Source organism: Enterococcus sp. MMGLQ5-1 (assembly GCF_013155265.1).
In the GTDB taxonomy this organism is placed as follows: Bacteria; Bacillota; Bacilli; order Lactobacillales; family Streptococcaceae; genus MMGLQ5-1.
This window is the reverse complement of the sequence record NZ_JABJXU010000009.1, coordinates 13307-35936: the sequence shown is the minus strand read 5'-3', so window position 1 is coordinate 35936 and position 22630 is coordinate 13307. Positions and strand designations below refer to the sequence as shown.

19 protein-coding genes and 1 tRNA gene are annotated in these 22630 nt (G+C 33.2%); 4 read left to right on the top strand and 16 right to left on the bottom strand.

Annotation, left to right across the window (positions count from 1 at the left end; all coding sequences use genetic code 11):
- Positions 1-30: 30 nt before the first annotated feature.
- The 14 genes from HOY35_RS09705 to gtfA all read right to left on the bottom strand — a co-directional run bounded on the left by HOY35_RS09705 (position 31) and on the right by gtfA (position 16537).
- Positions 31-891 carry a MurR/RpiR family transcriptional regulator gene (locus HOY35_RS09705; RefSeq protein WP_172213135.1) on the bottom strand — a complete coding sequence of 287 codons (861 nt, stop codon included), beginning with the start codon at positions 889-891 and terminating at the stop codon, positions 31-33.
- A gap of 178 nt (positions 892-1069) precedes the next feature.
- Positions 1070-2500 carry a PTS transporter subunit EIIC gene (locus tag HOY35_RS09700; RefSeq protein ID WP_172213133.1) on the bottom strand — a complete coding sequence of 477 codons (1431 nt, stop codon included), beginning with the start codon at positions 2498-2500 and terminating at the stop codon, positions 1070-1072.
- 22 nt (positions 2501-2522) lie between these two features.
- A complete protein-coding gene (murQ, locus tag HOY35_RS09695; RefSeq protein ID WP_172213131.1) occupies positions 2523-3410 on the bottom strand; it encodes an N-acetylmuramic acid 6-phosphate etherase in 888 nt (295 codons plus the stop codon).
- Position 3411: 1 nt separating this feature from the next.
- Positions 3412-4476 carry a DUF871 domain-containing protein gene (locus tag HOY35_RS09690; RefSeq protein ID WP_172213336.1) on the bottom strand — a complete coding sequence of 355 codons (1065 nt, stop codon included), beginning with the start codon at positions 4474-4476 and terminating at the stop codon, positions 3412-3414.
- 146 nt (positions 4477-4622) lie between these two features.
- Entirely contained in the window at positions 4623-5114 is a 492-nt protein-coding gene (locus tag HOY35_RS09685; protein ID WP_172213129.1) for a PTS glucose transporter subunit IIA, read from the bottom strand.
- 350 nt (positions 5115-5464) lie between these two features.
- Positions 5465-6937: a glycoside hydrolase family 32 protein gene (locus HOY35_RS09680; RefSeq protein ID WP_172213127.1), complete on the bottom strand. Its 1473-nt coding sequence runs from the start codon at positions 6935-6937 to the stop codon at positions 5465-5467.
- A gap of 36 nt (positions 6938-6973) precedes the next feature.
- Entirely contained in the window at positions 6974-7822 is an 849-nt protein-coding gene (locus tag HOY35_RS09675) for a carbohydrate ABC transporter permease (protein WP_172213126.1), read from the bottom strand.
- 3 nt (positions 7823-7825) lie between these two features.
- Positions 7826-8701, bottom strand: a complete 876-nt coding sequence (locus tag HOY35_RS09670) for a carbohydrate ABC transporter permease (protein WP_172213124.1) — start codon at positions 8699-8701, stop codon at positions 7826-7828.
- A 241-nt stretch (positions 8702-8942) separates the two neighbouring features.
- Positions 8943-10265 (bottom strand): sugar ABC transporter substrate-binding protein, encoded by a 1323-nt coding sequence (locus HOY35_RS09665; protein WP_172213122.1) that lies wholly within the window; start codon positions 10263-10265, stop codon positions 8943-8945.
- Positions 10266-10407: 142 nt separating this feature from the next.
- Complete coding sequence (locus tag HOY35_RS09660) at positions 10408-11379, bottom strand: LacI family DNA-binding transcriptional regulator (RefSeq protein WP_172213120.1); 972 nt, start codon at positions 11377-11379, stop codon at positions 10408-10410.
- A gap of 498 nt (positions 11380-11877) precedes the next feature.
- Positions 11878-11963: transfer RNA gene (locus HOY35_RS09655), tRNA-Leu, on the bottom strand.
- A gap of 87 nt (positions 11964-12050) precedes the next feature.
- Positions 12051-12539: a QueT transporter family protein gene (locus HOY35_RS09650; RefSeq protein ID WP_172213118.1), complete on the bottom strand. Its 489-nt coding sequence runs from the start codon at positions 12537-12539 to the stop codon at positions 12051-12053.
- Positions 12540-12691: 152 nt separating this feature from the next.
- Complete coding sequence (locus tag HOY35_RS09645; RefSeq protein WP_172213116.1) at positions 12692-14878, bottom strand: UvrD-helicase domain-containing protein; 2187 nt, start codon at positions 14876-14878, stop codon at positions 12692-12694.
- A 216-nt stretch (positions 14879-15094) separates the two neighbouring features.
- Entirely contained in the window at positions 15095-16537 is a 1443-nt protein-coding gene (gene gtfA / locus HOY35_RS09640; protein ID WP_172213114.1) for a sucrose phosphorylase, read from the bottom strand.
- Positions 16538-16757: 220 nt separating this feature from the next.
- On the opposite strand from gtfA, the gene truA reads away from it, so the two are divergent.
- The 4 genes from truA (at position 16758) to HOY35_RS09620 (ending at position 20235) form a co-directional block, all read left to right on the top strand.
- Positions 16758-17507, top strand: coding sequence for a tRNA pseudouridine(38-40) synthase TruA (gene truA / locus HOY35_RS09635; RefSeq protein WP_172213112.1), 750 nt, complete (start codon positions 16758-16760; stop codon positions 17505-17507).
- The gene (locus HOY35_RS09630) at positions 17504-18253 is read left to right on the top strand and encodes a bifunctional hydroxymethylpyrimidine kinase/phosphomethylpyrimidine kinase (RefSeq protein WP_172213110.1); all 750 of its coding nucleotides are present in this window, start codon (positions 17504-17506) and stop codon (positions 18251-18253) included. Before truA ends, HOY35_RS09630 begins: the two co-directional genes overlap by 4 nt.
- Positions 18254-18349: 96 nt before the next feature.
- A complete protein-coding gene (locus HOY35_RS09625) occupies positions 18350-18895 on the top strand; it encodes a helix-turn-helix domain-containing protein (RefSeq protein WP_172213334.1) in 546 nt (181 codons plus the stop codon).
- Between the two features lie 38 nt (positions 18896-18933).
- Positions 18934-20235: an MATE family efflux transporter gene (locus HOY35_RS09620; RefSeq protein WP_172213109.1), complete on the top strand. Its 1302-nt coding sequence runs from the start codon at positions 18934-18936 to the stop codon at positions 20233-20235.
- 69 nt (positions 20236-20304) lie between these two features.
- Here HOY35_RS09620 and HOY35_RS09615 read toward each other — a convergent pair whose 3' ends face one another.
- Both HOY35_RS09615 and HOY35_RS09610 read right to left on the bottom strand, forming a co-directional pair.
- Positions 20305-21633 (bottom strand): ABC transporter permease, encoded by a 1329-nt coding sequence (locus tag HOY35_RS09615; protein WP_172213107.1) that lies wholly within the window; start codon positions 21631-21633, stop codon positions 20305-20307.
- Complete coding sequence (locus tag HOY35_RS09610) at positions 21626-22525, bottom strand: ABC transporter ATP-binding protein (RefSeq protein WP_172213105.1); 900 nt, start codon at positions 22523-22525, stop codon at positions 21626-21628. The genes HOY35_RS09615 and HOY35_RS09610 overlap by 8 nt, the downstream gene beginning before the upstream one ends.
- Positions 22526-22630: the final 105 nt, after the last annotated feature.

Below are 22630 nucleotides of genomic sequence, written 5' to 3'. Positions count from 1 at the left end.
CTAAATCTCTTTTAATATTAAGATAATGATTTATTCAAATTTACTATTGGTTAATATATTAACTGCATTTTTAGAATTTTGAACTTTTTCCAAGGCGCTTTGATAGTTTTTAGCACAATAAGCAAAGAATAGTATATCAACGACAAAAAGCTGTGCAATCAGCGATACTGTCGCAGCACTTCTTAATGGCGCTTCTTCGCCCTCTGGGGTTAATAATAGCATTTGACTTTTTTGAGCTAAGTAAGAAGTAGAATCCGCAGTAATGCCAACCAGCTTTAGACCATTTTGTAAGGCTAAGTTCGCCAATAAATTTGTTTCAAAGGTGTCACCCGAATTTGAAATACCAATAAAGACCCCTTTTAATTGACTCGTACCAATTGCCGAAGCAAATAAATGATGATCCATTGTATAAAAAACATTTAAGCCCAATCTCGTAAACTTTTGATGAATATCTTGTGCAACTAAGGACGACGCACCAAGACCATAAATATAAATAATTTCAGCTGTTTCAATTGCTTCAACCGCCTTTTCCACACCATCAATCTTTAAATGCTCGTTAGTCCTTTCTAAAGCATGAACCAAACGATGCTGCAATTTTTCCTTAATCGCACCAACAGATTCTCCATCTTCAATTTCTGTATACATTTGTGTATTAATAGCACCCATATTAGCAGAAAGTAATAATTTTAAATCAGTAAAACCATTCACTTCAATGGAATGGCAAAATCTAATAATTGCCGCAGGACTTGAACCTGATTTTTTTGCTAATTCCTGTGCACTCAAGCTAATTACTTCATTTGTATGCTTTAAAATATATTCAGCCACTTTTTTTTCAGAGGTTGGCAGTGTTTTATAATAATCCTGTATTGTTAAAATAATATTTTGTTGCATTATTTTTCACCTTCCTTCAATTTCTTAAATATTCACATAAAACAATATCTCAACGTATTATAACAAAAAAAAGAACTTATCAACCTAATTAAAATTCAAATAAAAAAACTACCTCGAAGTATCTAGTATTTAAATCTAGTTACTTCGAGATAGCTTATAATTAATCTAAAATAAATAATTAATCATTTACCTTTAAATCTTTCGGAATACCAAAGAAAAATGTCGCAATAAATCCACCAATATAGGCTGCCAATAAGCCTAATACATATTCAAACCATCTATTATTAGCAATTAAAGGAATTAAGGCAGCACCACTTGGTCCAATTGCAATTGCGCCAACATTACCAAAAGCACCAATCACGGCACCACCAATACCACCACCAATACAGGCAGTTATAAATGGACGGCCTAAAGGTAAAGTCACGCCATAAATCAATGGTTCACCAATCCCTAAAATACCAACTGGTAAGGCACCTTTAATCATTTCAATTAATTGTTGTTCCTTTTTACATTTAACCCACAATGCTAATGCTGCCCCAACCTGACCAGCACCGGCCATTGCTAGAATCGGTAATAGCAAAGTCATCCCTGTCTGATTGATCATCTCAATATGAATTGGCGTTAAGATTTGATGTAAGCCAAACATAACCATTGGTAAGAAGGTTGCACCTAGAGTAAAGCCTGCAAACATGCCACCTTTTTCTAGGACAAAGTTAATAATACCGACTAAGCTATTAGAAATTAAACCTGCAACTGGCATAATTAAGAATATCGTAATCAAACCAATTACCAATAATGAAATTGTTGGTGTTACAATAATATCAATTGAGTCTGGAATAATCTTGTGAAGTTGTTTTTCAATTAATGATAGCAACCACACAGCGAAAATCACACCAATAATACCGCCTTGACCTGCAGATAAAGAGCCACCATTTAAAATATTAGGTAATGGTGCTTCCGCGTTCATACCTGTCAATAAGGTTACAGCCCCGATAACACCACCTAAAGCCGGCGTTGCACCAAATTCACTTGCACTATTAATACCTGTATATAAAGCTAAATAAGCAAAAATTCCGTTTTTAATAATATTTAAAACATCGATATATTGCTGCCATGAATCACCAATTGTACCTGCAACTAGCAAATTGCTCATTACTGCAGCAATCCCACCAATAATTCCTGCACCAACAAAAGCCGGAATCATTGGCACAAAAATATTAGAGATTGATTTTAAAATAACTTTAAACTTTGAATTATTATTATTTTTTGCCTTTTGATTAGCTTTGACTTGAGCAGCCTTTTCTTCAACAAGCTGTTTTCCTGAAACTTTACTAGGAAACGGTTCACCCAGCTTTACCCCAACTAAATCTACCATTTCCTGAGCAACCTTATTTACTGTCCCAGGTCCGATTACAACCTGCAAGGTATCATCCTCAACAACACCCATGACACCATCGATTTGTTTTAGACTCTCCAGATTAACCTTATCATAATCAAGAATATCCATCCGTACTCTTGTCATACAATGACGTAGCTTTGAAACGTTCTCTTGACCACCAACCTGCTGATAAATCTCCCTAGCCAAACGCTTTACATTATCCTCTGCCATAATGATTACTCCCTTCAACTGTTTAAATTGTATTTTTTATAAATTGATTCCCTTGGATTAATTTTTCTGTCGCTACCTCTTTAGAAGAATTTGTTAATAGCATCACGATTGCTAATTTAACATTTTGATCTGCAGCCATAAAAAATGTTGAAGCAGTCTCATAATCACAATCAGTTGCTGACATAATAATTCTCTTGGAGCGCTCTACTAATTTTTCATTTGTTGGCTTAACATCAACCATTAAATTCTTATAGACTTTGCCAATGCCAATCATTGAAATTGTAGATAACATATTTAAAATCATTTTCTGTGCTGTTCCAGATTTTAAACGAGTCGATCCTGTTAAAAATTCTGGCCCAGCATCTACCTCAATTGGAAATTTTGCGTAATTACTAATTTCAGCATTCATATTACAAGAGATAGAAGCCGTTGATGCACCAATAGAAGCCGCGTATTTTAATCCGCCAATTACATAAGGTGTTCGCCCACTAGCAGCAATTCCAACAACAGTATCTTTATCGGTTAAGTTGAGAGCAACCAAATCCTCTTTTCCAAGCTTTTGAGAATCCTCTGCACCCTCAACAGCAACCGTCATAGCCTGCTGACCACCAGCAATTAAGCCCTGTACCATCTCTGAGTCAACTCCAAATGTTGGTACACATTCAGCAGCATCTAGCACACCAAGCCTACCGCTAGTACCTGCACCCATATAAATTAACCGTCCATCGTTATTAAAAGAATTAATAATCACCTCGATAACTGGTTTAATTTCAGGTAAAATTGACTCAATTGCCAGTGCGACTTTTTGATCCTCTTGATTCATTTTATATAATGCCTCTGTAATGGTCATCTCATCCAGATTCATTGTTTCCTTATTTCTGCGTTCTGTCGTTAAACTTTCTAAATTCATCTCATAACATTCCTTTCTCTATCAGCTTAAACTTATCACCAGGCTTAATATAATCAATTAAAGAGAGATCCTCAGCAACTACTTTCGCTGCAATATTTACCTTATCATCACAGGGTAGATTGTTTTTAAGTATTTGAATTTCTCCCATATAACGTCCATACTTTTCATTATCAATCGTCACACTACCTAAGTGGCGTTCCAAAGCTTTTTCTGGCGATATAATATCTATTTTTTTAAATCGCGCCTCTGCACTCCGGATAACATCCCTTGCATCATCTTGTCGATTGGCGTGATCACCTAAAATGAGGTTAAAATACTTACTGCCAGTATTATTAACTTCCAATACAAATGTATTCGTTTTCAAATATGTCGAAATTTGATTCCGGCTTCTTGTGGAAATTGTTGGATCACCAATATAGATGCCATCGACACCAAAATTACTCTCTAAATCAAGCATACAAGCAAGAGGATTGAGATAACGATGTTTTTCAAGCGTCGGTAATCCTTGATAGATTGGACCACGTAATACACCATTCCCTGGAACAAAGGCAAAAATTTTAAAGCCAGCCTCTTTTAACCAACTATTTTTAGTAGCGAAAAAAATACTTGATAAACCAGTTTCCGGCCTTGGATAATAATTATGCCATGCCTCAAAACGATTGAAATCTGCACCATATTTCTTTAGCTCAACAACATCCTCGGGTGTAATTGTGCTCGCATTCAAGCCAATATCTATTTTCTGAGAAGCCTCAGCAATTTTTTTATTGGAAATCGCATAATCCATTCGTAAGCCAGTTACACCAATCGCTAAAATTGAATCTAAATCATCAAAGGCAAAGCCAGCTCTCATCAAGGCTTCTCCAGAAATATCTACCATTAGCTTCATCTTTCTCTGATGAGCTATCTGACCTAATTGTCTCAATCGTGCTGCATAAAGAGTTGCATCGTCCTCTGGAATATGTAAAGAAGTAAAGATACCTTTAATGCCTAGTCGATTCATTTCATCAATATACGCTTCTGTTTGCTCTGTTAAACTTTCTCCTAAAAAAATCGAAATACCATACATCATATCTACCTCCTTTAGCTAAGGTTATTATAAATTATATAAAATTAAATTTCAATAAATATGCATATAAAAACATATTTTTTGAAAAAATATTTTATTTTCTAACAAAAAAAAGAGTAAATCATATGATTCACTCAAATAAAAAATTACGCTTTAGCAGCTCCAATCACTTCTCCAGCAAGAACTTGACCAGTTTTAGATAGCTCAAAGCTTTTCAATTGATCCATATTGGTAATCACAACAACCATTTCTGTTCCTTTGTTGGCACTTGTAATAGCATCTAAATTAACCTTTGCGATTAAAGTTTCTGGTGTTACCTGATCACCTTCACCAATTTTTATATCGAAAGGAACACCATTCAGCTCAACAGTGTCAATTCCCATATGAAGCAATATTTCTAAACCATTTTTCATCTTTAAGCCTACTGCGTGCTTGGTTTGAAAAATACTCATGACTTGTCCAACAATAGGTGAATAGATATCACCATTTTCAGGAATTACTGCAAAACCATCCCCCATCATTTTTTGGGAAAATACCGGATCATTTACTTCACTCATTGAAATTAATTTTCCAGAGGCCACAGCATAAAAATTTTCATTAATAGGCTCTACTTCTTTTTTCTTTAAAAATTTAAACATCTAACACTTTCCTCCACTTCTCTAAATAAGAATAGTATAGAAAACTTGATTCATTAATACAAATTCTTTCTAAAATAAATAAAAATTTTTTAAAAAGCATTATAAAATATCCGTCAATTTTTTGTCAACCTTACGTTGACAAAAAAGAAATAAACGTTTATATATCAAGGTTCTATCCATATGACAAGACATCAATCTTAAAAAAAGTAGCTCACAAGATTCTTAGAAAATTTAGAAATAAACTTATCAATTCAATATAAATAAGCAAAAAAAGATTGATTGAGCTATTAAAATGCTTCTCTAGATAATTTATCAAATAAAAAGAAAAAATAAAATAATAACATTAATTATTATTTTATTTTTCCAGCAATCAGCTGCGTCAATCTCAATTGACCTTTAGAAGAAATTAATAGATCACTACCACTCACCTCTTCATAAAAAGTAAAGGACAAGGTCTGACTGTTATTCACAAAAATTTCAAGCGAACTAGTATCTCTAAATATTTCAAGCGTTAACTGCTTGCTCGGTGAGGCAACTTTTAATTGCCTTGAAACAAGCTGCTCTGGTTCAATTCCCACAATCTTTTTACCAAAATTCTCACGACTGACGGTTAATAACTGTGTTTCCTTATCAAAAACAATCATTAATGATTGATTAGCCGACTTTGCATAATCAATTTTAAAGGACTGGGCGTCTTCAATATCGAATATCATTTTTATATAAGCTGTATCTGAAATAAGCTTTTGCTTAACAAATGGCGTCTCAAAAATCTCAATTTGATTGAGCTCTAGTTCTTGAATTATATTTTCATAGATTGAATCAATCGGTGCTTGAGTTAATCGATTGCCCTTGACCCGCAATACTCTAGGCAAAGTCATCGCACCTGACCAACCATGACCCATGTCGTGCGTTGGAATTGTTCGATTCCACATTTGCATCCAAGCGACCATAATCCGTCTACCTTGAGCAGCTTCACAAGTTTGTGGTGCATAAAAATCCAAGCCAGAGTCAATTTCATGATAATTTTCAACCTCTAATTTACCCGTTTCCCAGTTCATTGTTCCAATAAATGCAACTGTTGAATTCGTATTGTGATAAGAAACCCCTTTTGGTGTCATCTTAATTGGTGACATAATTAAGACATCTTTTCCATCCAAATGAAATAAATCTGGACATTCCCACATGATACCTTGATTTTTGTCACCTCGTAAAAGAATAGATACAAATGACCATTCTAACAAATCGTCCGACTTAAATAGTAAAATTTCGCCACGTTCGTCTGGTGTTTTACTTGCTACAACTGTAAAATAACTATCATTTCTTTTGAATACTTTTGGATCTCTGAAATCATCTATTGCGGCAACTCCTTCAATTTGACGCTCATCAATAATTGGATTTCCAGCATATTTTTCAAAATGAATACCATCTTCTGAAACAGCTAAGCACTGTACTTCACGTTTAAAGTTCTCATTTTCAACATGGCCGGTATAAATCAAATACAGCTTACCATCTTTTTCAATTGCGCTTCCTGAAAAACAACCATCAATATCATATTTCTCACTTGGCGCCAATGCAACTGGCAAGTGCTCCCAATGAACTAAATCCTTTGATTTAGCATGCCCCCAATACATCGGTCCCCATGCACTGTCATAAGGATTATATTGATAAAATAGATGATATTCGCCTTTAAAAAAGACGAATCCATTTGGATCATTAATCCAACCAATTGGTGCCATTAAATGATAATGATGTCGATAGGTTGAATCTACACTTGAAGCCTTTTTTCGGATGTATTCATCCGCTTTTTGTAATTCATTAAACATATTTTTTCCTTGAACCTTTCTATTAATTATTAAACATTACTTAATCCCAGTTCCAGATCCGCCTAAGCCTTGTAAAATATACTTTTGAGCAGCAATATAAACAATGATTAATGGAATTGTTGAAATTGTTAAGACTGCCATTACCTGATTAATATAGACAGGCTGAGTTGTATTAATCGTCGTAATTGCAACCTGCATAGAAAACTTACTGCGATCAGTTAAAACCATCAACGGCCAGATATAGTCATTCCAGCTACCAATAAATGATAAGACACCGACTGTGGCAATTGCTGGTTTTGACATTGGCAACATGATCTTAATAAATATTTTTAATATACTTGCCCCGTCTAGTTTAGCGGACTCAATCAATTCTTCTGGTACCGCAATAAAGAAATTTCGAAATAGATAAATATTGAAAACACTTGCCATCGCTGGTAAAACAACTGCTAAACGTGTATTAACTAAGCCTAATGAATTGACAATTGTAAACTGTGGAATCAAGACTGTTTCCATCGGAATAATTAGCAAAGCAAGTAGGATGCCAAAAATAATTTTTTTTCCTGAAAAATTGATTTTAGCAAAGGCAAAACCTGCTAAAGAATTAATAATCACTGAACCAAAAGCAAAGGTTAGCCCATAAAAAATACTATTGCCTAGATAAGTCACAATCGTAAAGCGTCCGAATACCTCCTTAAAAGTATCAAACCATTGAGCTGGATGTGCACTAGGTAAAAAGGCTTTAATTGAAGTTAAATTACCATAAACATCGCTGGCAGGCTTCATAGCCGAAACAACCATCCAAAGCATTGGAAAAATAAATAATGCGGCTAATAGAAATAACAAAATATATTCAAATACCATTAATGGTCCAAATTTTTGTTTCATTTTCTAGTCCTCCTTAACTAACTTGCGCTGCGCAACTGTAATTAAGCCAATTAAAGTTGTGAAAATTAGCGCAATTGAGCTTGAGTAACCCACCATTCTGTCGGTAAAACCTTTTTGGTAAATATAATAAACCATCGTCATTGTCGAATCCATCGGTCCGCCTTGTGTCATAACCATTGGCTGAATTAAGAGCTTAAATGCTGAAATCAAGGTCGTTAATAAAACGAAAATTGCAGTCGGTTTTAATAAAGGCATAGTAATATATAAAAATTGTTGAAATTTTGAAAAACCGTCAATTTCAGCTGCTTCATAGACATCTTGTGGAATATTTTGCATCCCTGCTAATAATAACAACATTTGATATCCAGCACCCTGCCAAGCTGAGACAAAGACAATCGTGTACATCGCTTGCTTTGGACTGGTTAAGAAGGGTTGAGCAGCTATACCAACTTTACCAAGCAAGGCATTAATCAAGCCTTGATTTGGATTTAACAAATAGAGCCATAAAATTGAAATAACAACTAAACTCATAACTACAGGTGCGAAGAAAGCTACTTTAAAAAATAGATTACCTTTCCGCTGCTTATTAATAATTAAAGCCATCCCAAGTGCTGCCCCAAGCTGAACTGGAATAATCCAAACGACAAATTTAGCAGTATTCCAAATACTTTTTATGAACAACGGGTCATTAAACAATTTCTTGAAATTTTCAAAACCAATAAAATTAGTCGCCTCGGGGGTTAATAAATAATAATCAGTAAATGCATAATAAATTACTTTTCCAACGGGAACAATTAAAAAGGTAATTAATAAAATAAGTGCTGGTGCTAAAAAACTATATCCGACCATATTTTCTTTTAATGTTGGTTTTGTGTTCATCTGCTCCTCCTTTTACTTACTAAAAACCGTTCAACCGCATTCAGCGCCATAAGAGAATAGGAAATTTCAATTTTGTGGTCTTTGCAAAAATGAAATCTATTTTTTTCCTAAGCGTAGCGGGTGATAAGCTAGATTGACTAAAAAACTCTAATGACTGCTTAGCAATCATGGGCTAAATTGCTTTAGATAAATTCAGAGGCCTGAGCATTATTTAACTCCGCCTCTGATTGTAAAATAACTATTATTTTAATGATTCATCAATTGCTTTTTGCATTTCTGCTGCTCGAGTATCCGCTACTTTTTGAACATCCTTGTTTTCTTCATAATAGCTAACATCCTGTGCTGCTTGCTGGAAAGCACGAGTTACTTGTGGATAGGCCACAACCACTGGCCGAGCATGTGCCGATTTTTGATTTTGCTCCATTAAGAAACGCATTTCAGCTGATACTTCATCTTTGATTAATTCAATAGTTGAATTACGGATTGGCAAAACACTATTTCCTAAGCTTAAAATTTTGCTTGATTCAGTATTTGTAGCATATTTAATAAATTCAGAAGCTGCTTCTGTTTTCTTAGTCTTTTGAGTCATCCCTAGTGCCCATGAACCAGATGGTGAAACTAATTCTTTAGTTGTATCTGAAACTGGATAAGGTAAAATGCCATATTCTACATCTGGATAGCTTTCGGCCATCTCAGCAATTGTCCATGAACCACTTAAATACATTGAATATTCACCACTTTGGAACCCTTTTTCAATTGGTGAATTAGTGGTATACCCTTTCTTAACTAAGTCCTGAATAAATTGTAAAGCTTCAACACTTTTAGCTTCATTGAAGTAGCCTTCTGCTTTGGTGCCATCAGCATTTACGACATCTCCACCATTAGACCAAACAAATGGTGTATAAGCATAAGTTAACATTTCATCCTTGGAATTTAAACAAATATCAATCGCTGGTGTTTTATACTTATCCGTCACTTTTTTACAAACGGCTTGAAATTCAGTCCAAGTCCACGGCTGGTCTAAAGTTGGTAATTCAGATTCTGAAATACCAGCGTCAGCAAACATTTTCTTATTATAGTAAACACCAACACTTGATTCTGAATAGCCGAATGCATAAAATTTACCATCATAGGTACCCTGTTGCTTAATACTATCTAAAACATCATCCATATCAGCATCTTCCAAATATTCATCTAATGGTGCAATCACTCCAGAATCAGCATAGGCAGCAACATTTGGCCCGTCTAAAGTAATTATATCTGGTAATGTATTGGTTGTAACAGCAGCATTAACCTTATCTTCATAGCCGCCCCCACTGCCACTCCTTGGAATATACTCTGTTGAAACCTTGTATTTACCTTTAAACTCTTTATTAAAATTATCAACAACTTCTTGCCAAGCTTTTCCTTCTGCCGTTTCATCAGAAAATTGTACCCAAACCTTTACGCTTCCTGGATCTTTATCGTCTGCAGAATCCGTTTTTTTACTCCCATTTCCGCAGCCAGCCAATAGAGCAACACTTAGTACCATAACTGATGAAAGCTTTAACATTTTTTTGAACATTTATTTCCCCCTACTTTATTGAAACGTTTCCAAAACTAAGCAAAAAAAATTAAATCGGTATTGAAAGCGTTTTCTTTGATAGGATAAATATATCATTTCAAAAAAAAGCTGTCAATCCCTTTTTTTAAAAAAATTATTAAAATCATAAAATAGTTGTCCCACCAGAATGAAAATGAACTGGGAATACCACTCTTTGCTCAGTAGGTTCATTAAATATTTTTTTCAGTAAGATTTCAACTGACGCCTCTGCCATTTCTTTAAGCGGCTGAACAATAGTTGAAACAACATAATCAGTTTCGCAAGCCATCTTAACCCCATCAAAACCAATAATTTGATAATCCTTAGGTGCTGTTTTTCCAAATTGCTTCATCACCTTAATCACATTTAAGGCCATAAAATCATTAATCGTAAAAATGCCATCAATTTCCGAATTAATTGATAAAAAATGATTTAATTGCTCATGTAAATCACTAATTGGCTCCGGCATATCTAATATTTTAACTGGAAAATGATTCTTTTTACAAACTTCATAAAATGCTGCCTTTCGGTCATTTGTTTCATTTGGATAGGGTGAAGTGCCACCGATATATGCTAAATTATGACAGCCAAACTCAATTAATTTATTTGCAGCAATCTGTCCTCCTCGATAATTATCAGCAACGACATAAGCAACTTCGTCTGAAAAATGTCGGTCAATGCTAACTAAAGGTAAGTTTGAAGAAATAAATTGATCGATATCAGAATAAGTAATCGCAATAATACCATCGACTTTATTCTGTTTATTCATCTGTATATATTCTGCCTCTTTTTCTGGTCTACCATCAGCGTTGCATAGATATAATTTATACTTTTTCTCGCTCAGTGCCTCTTCAACATAATAGGCAAACTTTGAGAAAAAGGGATGCCAAATTGTTGGTATAATTAAAGCAATTGTATTACTGCGATTTGTCTTTAGGCCTCTTGCATATTCATCAGGTTCATAGTTTAAAGATTCAATTGCTGCATGAACTTTTTCATAAGTGCTAGCCTTAACTTTTACACCATTAACAACACGGGAAACAGTTCCAACTCCCACTCCTGCTTTTTTGGCGACATCTTTCATTGTTATTTTCATTTTTTCTCCTAGTTAATGACTCTTTAAATTTTCTGACTATCTCACATAATTCTATTTCGATCGCATAACAAACGTCTTTTCAACTTAATAAGGGTACAGGCAATCGTTAAACTTTATACATATATTCATTATAGTTTTTAAGAATTAAAGTTTCAAATGATAACGCATACAGTTATTTGTAAATGATAAACGGCTATTACAATAAATTAAAGAACTAAAGACGATATAACCATAGCAGTTTCCTACCAATTATCGCCATCAATAATGAACTTTTAAAGCATTTTGCTAATTTACTAACTAACCAAAAGAAGACAATCATGTAATCAAAATACACTTGGATTATACTTCAATAAAAGCAATAATTGATATTTATTCACCTCTCTATTCAAATATTCAAAAAGATTTAGCAGATAAATTAGATTGTATTTATAAAAAAATAATTAATAACTTTTAATTACTCCAAACAAAAAAGACGACTTAAAAAGTCGTCTCAAGCCATGCGGAGAAAGGGACTTGAACCCTCACGACCAAAGTAGGTCACAAGATCCTTAGTCTTGCGCGTCTGCCAATTCCGCCATCTCCGCTAAATATATACAGCTGGAAATAAACAATGTTACTCCAACTGATATCTTATCATTTTAAATTTTCAGTGTCTAATAAAATTTGAAAAATTATTCCTTAAAATCTATCACTCTTGCTACAGCTCGAATAATAAATGAACCAACAATCATCGCAATGAATTCACCTAAAGCCATAGCTAAAAAGACCAGCCAAAAGCCGTGTGTTTCCATCCCCATTATTTTTAATTCAAGCGCAATTGTAAACATTGACATAGCCATTAAAAAAGAAGTAATTAGCTGCTTTCGCCACATATCCTTAACATTCTTTGTTACAATCAAAGCAATTGATAAAAATATAAAGGTCGCACTACCACCAACTAATACATCAATTAATCCATACTGATAAAAGTTAGCCAAACACACACCAAGCGTAATAGCATAAAGATATTTTTTATTATATAAAACTAAATGATTAAAAGACTCGGATAGTCTAATTTGTATCATTCCATAACTAATTGGTGCTAAAACAATTGTAATTACAACATATAGTGCAGTTACAATAGCCATTTTTAATAGCTGCTGCAAATTTTGATTATTCATTTAAATCTCCTTTACTACCTTAATGTAGTTTATTCTCTTATCCAAAGAAGTGAAGTGATAAGAGGCTGGCTAAACAGCAAATGTAATTATACGATAAAATAAGTTAAAAGTCTAACTAAGTTCGTCAATGAATTGTAAATTGATTATTACAATTAAAATAAGGCGCTCTGTTGACCAATTGATATAATAAATAAACGTTTCATCGCACGAGAAGCGGCCGTATAAAGCAATAAACGATCCCGATTATTTTGATAATTTATCTGATTGGCGTTATGAATAATGACATTATCAAACTCCAAGCCTTTCGCTAAGCCAATCGGCAAGAAGCTGATCCCTGAGGTTGGTACATGCTTTTTAATTTCATCTAGTGGTGTAAACATTATTTTTCCTTGACAAACTTTTTCAAGCTTGCGTGCCTGACTAACTGACTTAGTTATAACAACAGTACTTGAATTTTTGTCAATTTTTCGTAAAATATCAGTCAAGTATAATAAGTAATCATCGCCATCATTAAATTGCCTAAAAACAACTGGCTCACCATCAACCTGAACAGCCTCAACCTCAATGTTTTTAGTCTTTGCTAGGTGATTAAAAATCTCTGTAATCGGACCATTTGAGCGATAACTAATTAACAAATCCTTTCTAACTACTGGTAAATCGAATTTTTGAAAAAGAGAACTTAATTGTTCAAAATCAATACTTCTTGCAAAGATTGCTTGGTTCTCATCGCCAAGCAAAGTAAATTTGGCGCGATTAAAAAGAGAAATTAGCAGAGCAACTTGCATTTCAGAATAATCTTGAGCCTCATCCACCAAAACAAATTTAATATTATTTTGCACTAAAGGTTTCATAAATAAATGTTCAATTACTACAAATACTGTTGCAACCTCAATGTCAAGTTCTGTAAAATTAACGTCAATATTCGTGTTTGTATATTGCTGATAAAGTTTTTTAAACAGTGCCTCTATATTCAACCATTTACACTGTTTGATACGAGTTCTGACCTTGCGATAACGTTTTGTTAAATATTGAAAAGCTAATTTTTCTACTTCTTGACGAGTGCTATTTTCAATTAATCGACCAAAATATTTTTCTTGCTCAACCTCACTCATTGAAAGAATACGATTATACATTTTATCTGATTTTGCTTGACCTCTTAGACGCATGAGAAGTAGATTTGATAATTTCTCAGCAACTATCTGTGTTTTTTCAGAAAAATTTGCTTGCTGTGGCGTTTCACAATAGACATTTAAAATATCTGCTTTGGTAAATAATATCTTTTCATTTCTTTTAATATCAAATAAAAAATCAACATCAATTTCAAAATTTTGAGATTGCTGAGTCATAAAATCAAAAAAGGCCTTTGAATTCAAAATTTTATTAGTTTCTGTCAACATATTGTCAACTTCTAATTGCCTTTGCTCTGGTGCCATAGTAAAGTCTCTAGATAATTTTTGACGAATTAATCCGTACATCGTCATATTAAGAGGATTCTTTTCTCCCAGACCAGGCAGCACTTGAGAAATATATTTTAAAAAAATGGGATTTGGCGCCAACAGTAACATATCTTCACTACGAACTTCATTCCGATATTGATATAATAGATAGGCAATTCTCTGTAAAACAGCAGACGTTTTACCGCTACCAGCAATACCATTAACTAACAGTACTCGACTTGTTACATCTCTAATAATTTGATTTTGTTCTTTCTGAATTGTTGCAGTAATATCCTGCATATATTCACTCTTATTTTGAGACAGCACCTCTAATAACAATTCATCTTGAATGGCAACAGCACTATCAAAATAGGCAATCAATCGGTCCGATTCAATTTGAAATTGACGACGCAGCTGCAAATCAACTGAAATTTCTCTTTGATTTGCGATAAACGAGGTTTCACCCATATCCTGATTGTAATATAGCTCAGCAATCGGTGCTCGCCAGTCAATAACTAAATTATCTTCATCATCATCTTTGAAGGAATCACTACCAATATAAAATTTCTCAATTGTCTCCTCACCATCAAATTGAACATCAATTCTGGCAAAATAGGCCGTCTTAAGCAAACGCTGAATAATGCCTTCTAAGCGAATTAATTGATCATATTTTAAATTTAATTGGTCAATCTCCCTATTTTTCATTTCAACTTGTGCCATGGTTTCTAAAGTATTACTGTAATCAGTCATATCTAACGAAACGCCATCTGTAATTTCATTCATGTAACGTTTTCCAGAATCAGAATGCTCTGCTAATGCTTTAACAACTTCTCTTTCCTTTTTTTTCAACTTTTGATAAACAAAATTTAAATGATTCTCTTCTTCATATCTTTCAGTTGACATTGCTACCCCTTCATAAGCCCAAAAAGCCGTATATTGCTTTTTATTATTCTTTTCAATTTACTTTTAAAATATCATACTATTTTACACTAATTTAAACTAATTAGAAAGCTTTTCTAATTGAAAATGAATGCCCTCCTAAAGTATTCTGTAAAAATTATGTAAAAAAATAGTCAACACAAGATTGACTAATCTTGCGAAAACTATTTTTTGGATAAATTAAATTTTCAATTCTTTTCCATTTGACTTAATTGTAAATGCATAGCTTTGGGCATTCAATAATAGTGATGCATTTTGATTTTTTTGTTTATTTGACCGAAGAATTAAAATTTCATGCTCACTTGGTGTACTTATTTCAATTGTCCCATGTAAATCGAAAGCAGAAGATTCGTTTCTAAATGTAAGCAAATCTAGAAGTTTTCTTACAACTGGTCGTTCTAATTCCACTTTTATCTCATCCATTTGATAATAATGTCGATTAATATTTCGCCCTTCCTTAGTAGCTTCAAGTAATTCCAAATCATTTTTTCCAGCAAGTAAGCCAACATAGTAAATTTGTGGAATTCCTGGCGCAAAAATTTGGATGGCTCTTGCAGCAAGATAAGCGTCATCATTATCACCTAATGCAGAATAATAAGTTGAATTTATCTGATAAATATCTAAATTATTATAGGCCTCTGATGAAAATATTTTCTTTACATTCGCACCAACTTTGTAAAGCTCTTCAGAAGTATACAAAGTTTCCTCATCGCTTAAAATATCCTTAGCATCAACTACCCCAATACCATCATGTGTATCCAAAGTTGTAAACTGTTTCATTGGCGATTTTTTTAGCCAATCTGATAAACGATTTGTCTTGCCAGAATACAATGTATAAAGAGTCACCATTGGTAGAGCAAAATCATAAATATAAAAATCATGGTCCGCAATTTTATGCTGGATACTAAAGTGCTCATGAATTTCTGGTAGAATTTCAGCACCCTTAGCAATCGTTATTTCTCGAATTTCATTTAATAAATCCCAAATTTCTGGTTCCACAAAGAAACAATTTGTATCTAATTTTTTGACTGCATATGCAAATGCATCTAATCGAACAATATCACAGCCATGATTAATCAACTGCTCTAAGGTGTTTTTGATAAATTGCTTGGTAATCTCAGCACTAACATTCAAATCAATTTGTTCCTCACCAAAGGTATTCCAAACCTCTTCCTTTGAACCATCCGCAAAATGAACTTCTTGAAATGGTGCTTTATCCTTGCGTTTATAAATTAAATCAATATCTGCTTTTGTAGGTCTGCCAACTGGCCAATAATCATCGTATCTAATAAATAAATGAGCATATTCAGATTGATTATGATTAAGCTTAAAATCCTTAAACTCAGGACTCTGCTTAGAAATATGATTTACCATGAAATCAAACATCAAATAGTACTTTTCACCTAGTGATTCGATATCATCCCATGTACCAAATTTAGAATCAACAATTCGATAATCTGTAGGTGCAAATCCACGATCACCAGTAGATGGAAAAAATGGTAAAAGATGAACACCACCAATGGCTCCCTTTAATTCTTCCACAAGCACGGTTTCGAGGTCCTTTAAATTTTCCCCCAAGCTGTCAGCATAAGTAATCAGCATTACTTTATTTTTAATTCCCATATTACCCTCCTATTTATGTCAAACGTTTATCACAAAAAAGCAACCGCTTCCATAATTGATTTTACCTAATTATTAAAAAATTAACAAGAGCTATTATCGTTTATTAATTTTTTTATTAGCCCAATGTTTCACGTGAAACATCCAAATAGATATTTACTAAATATTTGTTAAATGATTAATGGTATAATAAATGAAAATAAATTTAAGGGTGACTTAAAAAATGACACAAACAAGGTACAAAGCAATAATTGCCTATGATGGCTCACTATTTCACGGTTTTCAAAAGCAAAATAATGTCCGAAGCGTGCAAGAATGCTTAGAAAAAACATTAACAAAGCTTAATAGTGGTTTCCAAGTAAATGTCCAAGGCTCTGGTAGGACAGATGCATTTGTTCACGCTTTAGGACAGGTTATTCATTTTGATTTAAGGACTAATCGCGATTGCGAAAAATTAAGATATGCATTTGATACACAAACTGATGAAGACATTGCTGTCATTTCAGTTGAAAAAGTTCCTAACGATTGGCATGCACGTTACAATCCTCACCAAAAAACCTATTTATTTAAATTAGATATTGGAAAACCCCGTAATCCCTTTAAACGTCATTATTCAAGCTACTTTCCATATTCATTAGATATAAAATTAATGCAAGAAGCAATTCAATATCTCATCGGGACACATGATTTTACAGGTTTTACAGCAACTGGTGGCTCTGTTGAAGACAAAGTAAGAACAATTTATCGGGCTGAGATCTATGAACACTCAAATCAAATACATTTTTTATTTGAAGGCAACGGCTTTCTTTACAAGCAAGTTAGAAATATGGTAGGTACATTGATTAAAATAGGAAATCAAAGAATGCCAAAAGAACAAATCAATCAAATTTTAATCACTAAAAATCGTAATTTAGCTGGTCCAACTGCTCATCCTGAGGGCTTGTATCTAAAAGAGGTGAAATATTTATCATGAAATATATATTAACAATTGCTGGAAGTGATACCTTATCAGGTGGCGGTCTTCAAACTGATTTAGCAACCTTTAAGAAAAATAAGCTGTTTGGGTTTGTTGCTATTACTTCGATTGTAACCATGAAGCAATCAGAATATCAAATTCATCCAATCGATATTGAAATATTCAAAGAAGAGCTAGAAACCTTAAAATCGATTCCATTCGCTGCAATCAAAATTGGATTGCTACCTAATATTGAAATGATTCAAGCTGTTGCAAAATTTTTAAATTATTTTCCTACTACGCCAATCATTTTAGATCCTGTTCTGGTTTTTAAAGAAGCTTTAGATCAGGAAGTTTCAATTATGAGTCAAGCAATAGTCCAGTATTTACTACCAAGAGCAAGCATTATTACACCAAATCTTAAAGAAGCAGAAATTATTTGTCAAGGAAGCATCAATAATGTCAAGGATATGGAAAACTTTTGTAAAAAAATAGTTAATCTAGGTGTACCAAATGTTTTACTTAAAGGTGGCAATCGCTTAAAAACAACAAATGCTCTTGACCTATTCTATGATGGTCAGAATTTTAATGTGCTCCAGCTTGAAAAAATTCCCAAAAATGCTAATGGTTCAGGCTGTATGTTAGCTGCGGATATCGCATCAAGCCTAGCAATTAATATTGATTTAAACGAAGCAGTCAAGCTAGCCAAAAATAGAGTCTTTAATGCCATCAAAGCTAGTACTTTATATGGTGTTGCACCATAAATTACCTTAGTAGTTATTTTTACTTATCATTTACAATCTGTTTTTTTTTGTTTACAATAAATTACATAAACTTTTTTGGGAGGCATCATGATCGAAATCAATACACCACAAACAATTACAGAGTTAGCAGATATTTTTGGGGTGACACGCCAAGCAATGAACAATCGAGTTAAAAAATTAGAAGAACAATATTTCTCTAAAAATGAACTTGGTAAAAATGTAGTAACCTTAGAAGGCATTGAAAAATTAGCTGAAATCTATAAATTAGACGCAAAAATCAATTTAACAAAAAGTGACAGCAATAAAAAGATTGACGATGAGCAAATAAATCCACTTAAGCTTGTAATTGAAAGTAAAGAAGCAGAAATTAATCGTCTTTATGCTCAATTGCAGGCTAAGGACTTACAAATTGAGAAAAAAGATCAGCAATTAAATGAAAAAGATCGTCAAATATCCGTTAAAGATTTGCAAATTTCTGAGAAGGATAAACAAATTGATCAGCAGCAACAGCTAACAGCTCGGGCAATGCAGGATTCAGAAGTTTTATCGCTTGAACTAAAAGAAGAGCAGGCAAAAGGCTTCCTAGCTCGACTTTTTTCAAAAAAGAAAAAGAACCATGAACCGAGTCAACCCCTAGAGTAACAAATGCATTACATATCATTTCATTAAAAGGAATTTAAATGGTGAAAAAAATAAGAAAAGAATTATTGCAGTTAGCAATTCCTACGACCATTGAAAACCTTCTACAAACTGCAGTCGGTTTTGTGGATGGCTTAATTATCGCCAAGATTAGTTTAACGGCTGTAACTGCGGTGGGTTTGGTAAATAGCTTGATGGCTGTTTACCAGGCTATTTTTTTAGCAGTTGGTATTGCTGCTAGTAGCTTAATTTCAAGGTATATTGGCGCCAAAAAAATAAGACAGGCTCAAGAAATCGTAAAATTAATTATTAATCTTGCGATTATCATCGGTATAATTATCGGACTTATTACAATTATATTTAATCGCTCCATTCTGACTTTAATTGGTGCAAGCAATCAAGTTCTAAGCTCCGCAAGTATATTTTTATTCTGGGTAGGTGGCTTATCTGTTTTTTGGAGCGTACTAACTGTTTTAGGTGCTATTCTAAGAAGTACAGGTGATACAAGAACACCGATGCTAGTCAGCATCTATGTTAATCTTTTTAATATTTGTCTAGATATCTATTTTATATTCATTTTAAAAATGGGGATTGCTGGTTCAGGTATAGGAACAACAATTGCTAGAATAATTGGTTGTATCTTACTTTTCCATGCGCTCAAAAAAACCGAGCTAGCTTTTAAATTTAATATTAAAACAAAATTTTCTGATTTAAAATCAGTTTATTATCTAACCTTACCTGCAATGGGTGAACGTTTAATGATGCGCGGTGGGGATGTCTTTGTAAATTTCTTAGTCATTCAAATGGGAAATATAATTTTTGCTGCAAATACAATTTTAGAAACAATATCCAGCTTTACATATATGCCTTTATTTGGTCTAGCAACGGCAACAGCGACCTTAATTGGACAAGCGAAAGGCGCTGGTAGTATTAGCAAAATTAAGCAAATCATCAATTCAAGTAATCGCTATGCTATTTACTCAATGATTACAGCTAATTTACTTTTATTAATTTTTTGTCAACCAATTGTAACTTTATTTAGCACTGAACCAGCAATTTATAATAATATTATAAAAGCAGTCATCATCATGCTAATCGCTTCTCCAGTCGTAGCCCTAACAATAAATCAAACTGCGGCTTTACAGGCGCTTGGAGATACCAAGACACCTTTTATTGCAACAACTATCGGTATGTGGCTTGTACGTGTTTTACTGACTTATATACTTGGCATACATCTAGAATTGGCAATAATTGGCTTATGGCTTGCACAAGGCATTGATAACCTGTGGCGAGCAATTCTATTAAATTATTATTTAAAAAAGCAAATTATTGTAAAAAAATAAAGAAATTAACCAGATTACAAATTAACTTAAGTGTCAATAATTTGTAATCTGGTTAATCTCTCTGATTAATTACCCATTATTCTTTCGGTTTTGTTTCATATAACCTAAGCCTTCTTTGAAACTTGTGAATAAACCATTATCATTATAAATCAAAACATTACTTTGGTACATTTTTGCTGAAAATCTTAATATAACCAAGGTTGCTATTATCAAAACAAGCACCGAAATCCATGCATCAAAAGTCGTTGCAACACCCTTAGCTAAGCGGGTAGGCATCGCAAAAGTTGAAGTAAATGGTAGATAGCTTAATACTTTTAAAATGATGGTATCCTTACCATTTCCAAGCGCTAATGTTCCCATATAACCGACTAGGGCAATATATACAATTGGCTGTGTTGCCTTTGGTACATCCTCCATCTTAGAAACTAAGGAACCACATAGTGCAGCAACTACAATATATAAGGCAAAGCTAACTAAAATAATTGGAATAACCATATAAAAACCATCACCAAATATTTTATTTAAATCAATATTTTTTAAGGCTTGATCAATTAACCCACCAAAACTATTTTTAATTTGTAAAAAACCTAGTCCAAATACTAATACATATGAAATCAGTTGCGTTAATACAACCAAAATAATACCAACAATTTTGCCATAAAAATGAGTTTTAGCCGGCACACTTGAAAGCAGTATCTCCATAATTCGTGTTCCTTTTTCCGAGGCAATTTCTTGTGTAATACTAGTCGCAAAAAACATGATAAAGAAGAATATTAAAATAACAATCAGATATGAAACTACCGATTTAATCGCGGAATAATCTTCGCCCTCAATAATTTTTCCGGAATCTTCAAAGGAAATTGTTTTTTGCTTGACTGAGGCTTGTTGACCTAAAATTGCTAAATCAGCTTGGGATATTTGGGTTTTTTGAACATTAATATTACTTTGAACGCCGTTGATCATTTGAGTAATTGGCGAAATTTGGTCTTGAATGGTGGCGTCTGTACTGTATATATTAGCAACCAGTTGATTAGAAACATCCTTAATCACAATATAAGCTGCTATTTTTTGTTTTTTTAACTCTTCCTTAGCTTTATCCTCACTTGATATAAAAGTGTATTCAACGTCTTTATTTGAGGTTTGGGTGTATGCTATTAAATCACTCGACTCATTAGTATTTTTATTAGCAACCTTGAATACTTGATTAACTGCATCTACATCAGAAACAATTGCAATTTTTTGCTTATCCATTACTCCAGTGGATTTAACTGATAAAAAGCTAATTAGAAAAATGATACCAACCATTAAAATAGGCGCTAAAATCGCCACTAAAAAAGACCAGGATTTAACATTTTTACGATATACTTCTCTAACAATAATCCAAAATTTATTATTCATTTGGTGCCCCTGCTTTCATTTTAAAAATTTCTTCCAAAGTGGGTGGCTGTTGGCTGAAGACAGGAATGTAATTATTAACATTAACTAATTTAAAAATTTCATGCCCTATGGACTCGTCTCTTAATTTGATTTCATATAACTGACTTTCATTTTCTTTTACTTCTAAAACACCATCTATTGCTAAAAGTGCTGCTTTTGAAATAGGTGCCTCAAGTAACAGCTTTGTCCTACCAAAGCTTTCACGAATCTGATGAATTTCACCATTTAAGACCATTTTACCTGATTTGAGCATTACTAAGTGATCACTAATTTGCTCTACATTATCCATATTATGTGAGCTAAAAATAACTGATGCGCCTTGTGATTTTAAGTTAATAATTGCATCTTTTAAGATGCCTGCATTAACAGGATCAAGACCCGAAAATGGTTCATCTAAAATCACCAATTTTGGCTCATGAAGCAATGTAGCAATCAGCTGCACCTTTTGCTGATTTCCCTTTGATAATTTTTTTAATTTATCTGTTCTTTTGCCTTTTACTTGAAAATTTTCCATCCACCGATCAATCCGATCGCTAGCATCCTTCCTTTTCATTCCTCTAAGTGATGCAAAGTAAATCAATTGATTTTCAACGGTTTCTTTAGGATAAAGACCTCTTTCTTCTGGCATATAACCAATTAGATTGTAAATTTCTTTAGTTACAGGCTGATTATCCCACAATATTAAGCCCTTATCTGCTTTTAAAAAATCTAAAATTAAACGAAAGGTTGTTGTTTTACCAGCACCATTTTGCCCAATCAAGCCCAAAATTTTTCCTTTCGGAATTTCAAAACTAATATCGTTGACAGCCTTGTAATCTCCAAAAGATTTTACCAAATTTTCTACCTTAAGCATTTTTTCTCCCATTTCTTTTAATAATTTTTAATCCTAGCGGTTGAAAAGATTCTTATCTAAAAATTGAATTGACAAAAAATTGACAACTTACCTTACTTCAGTAAA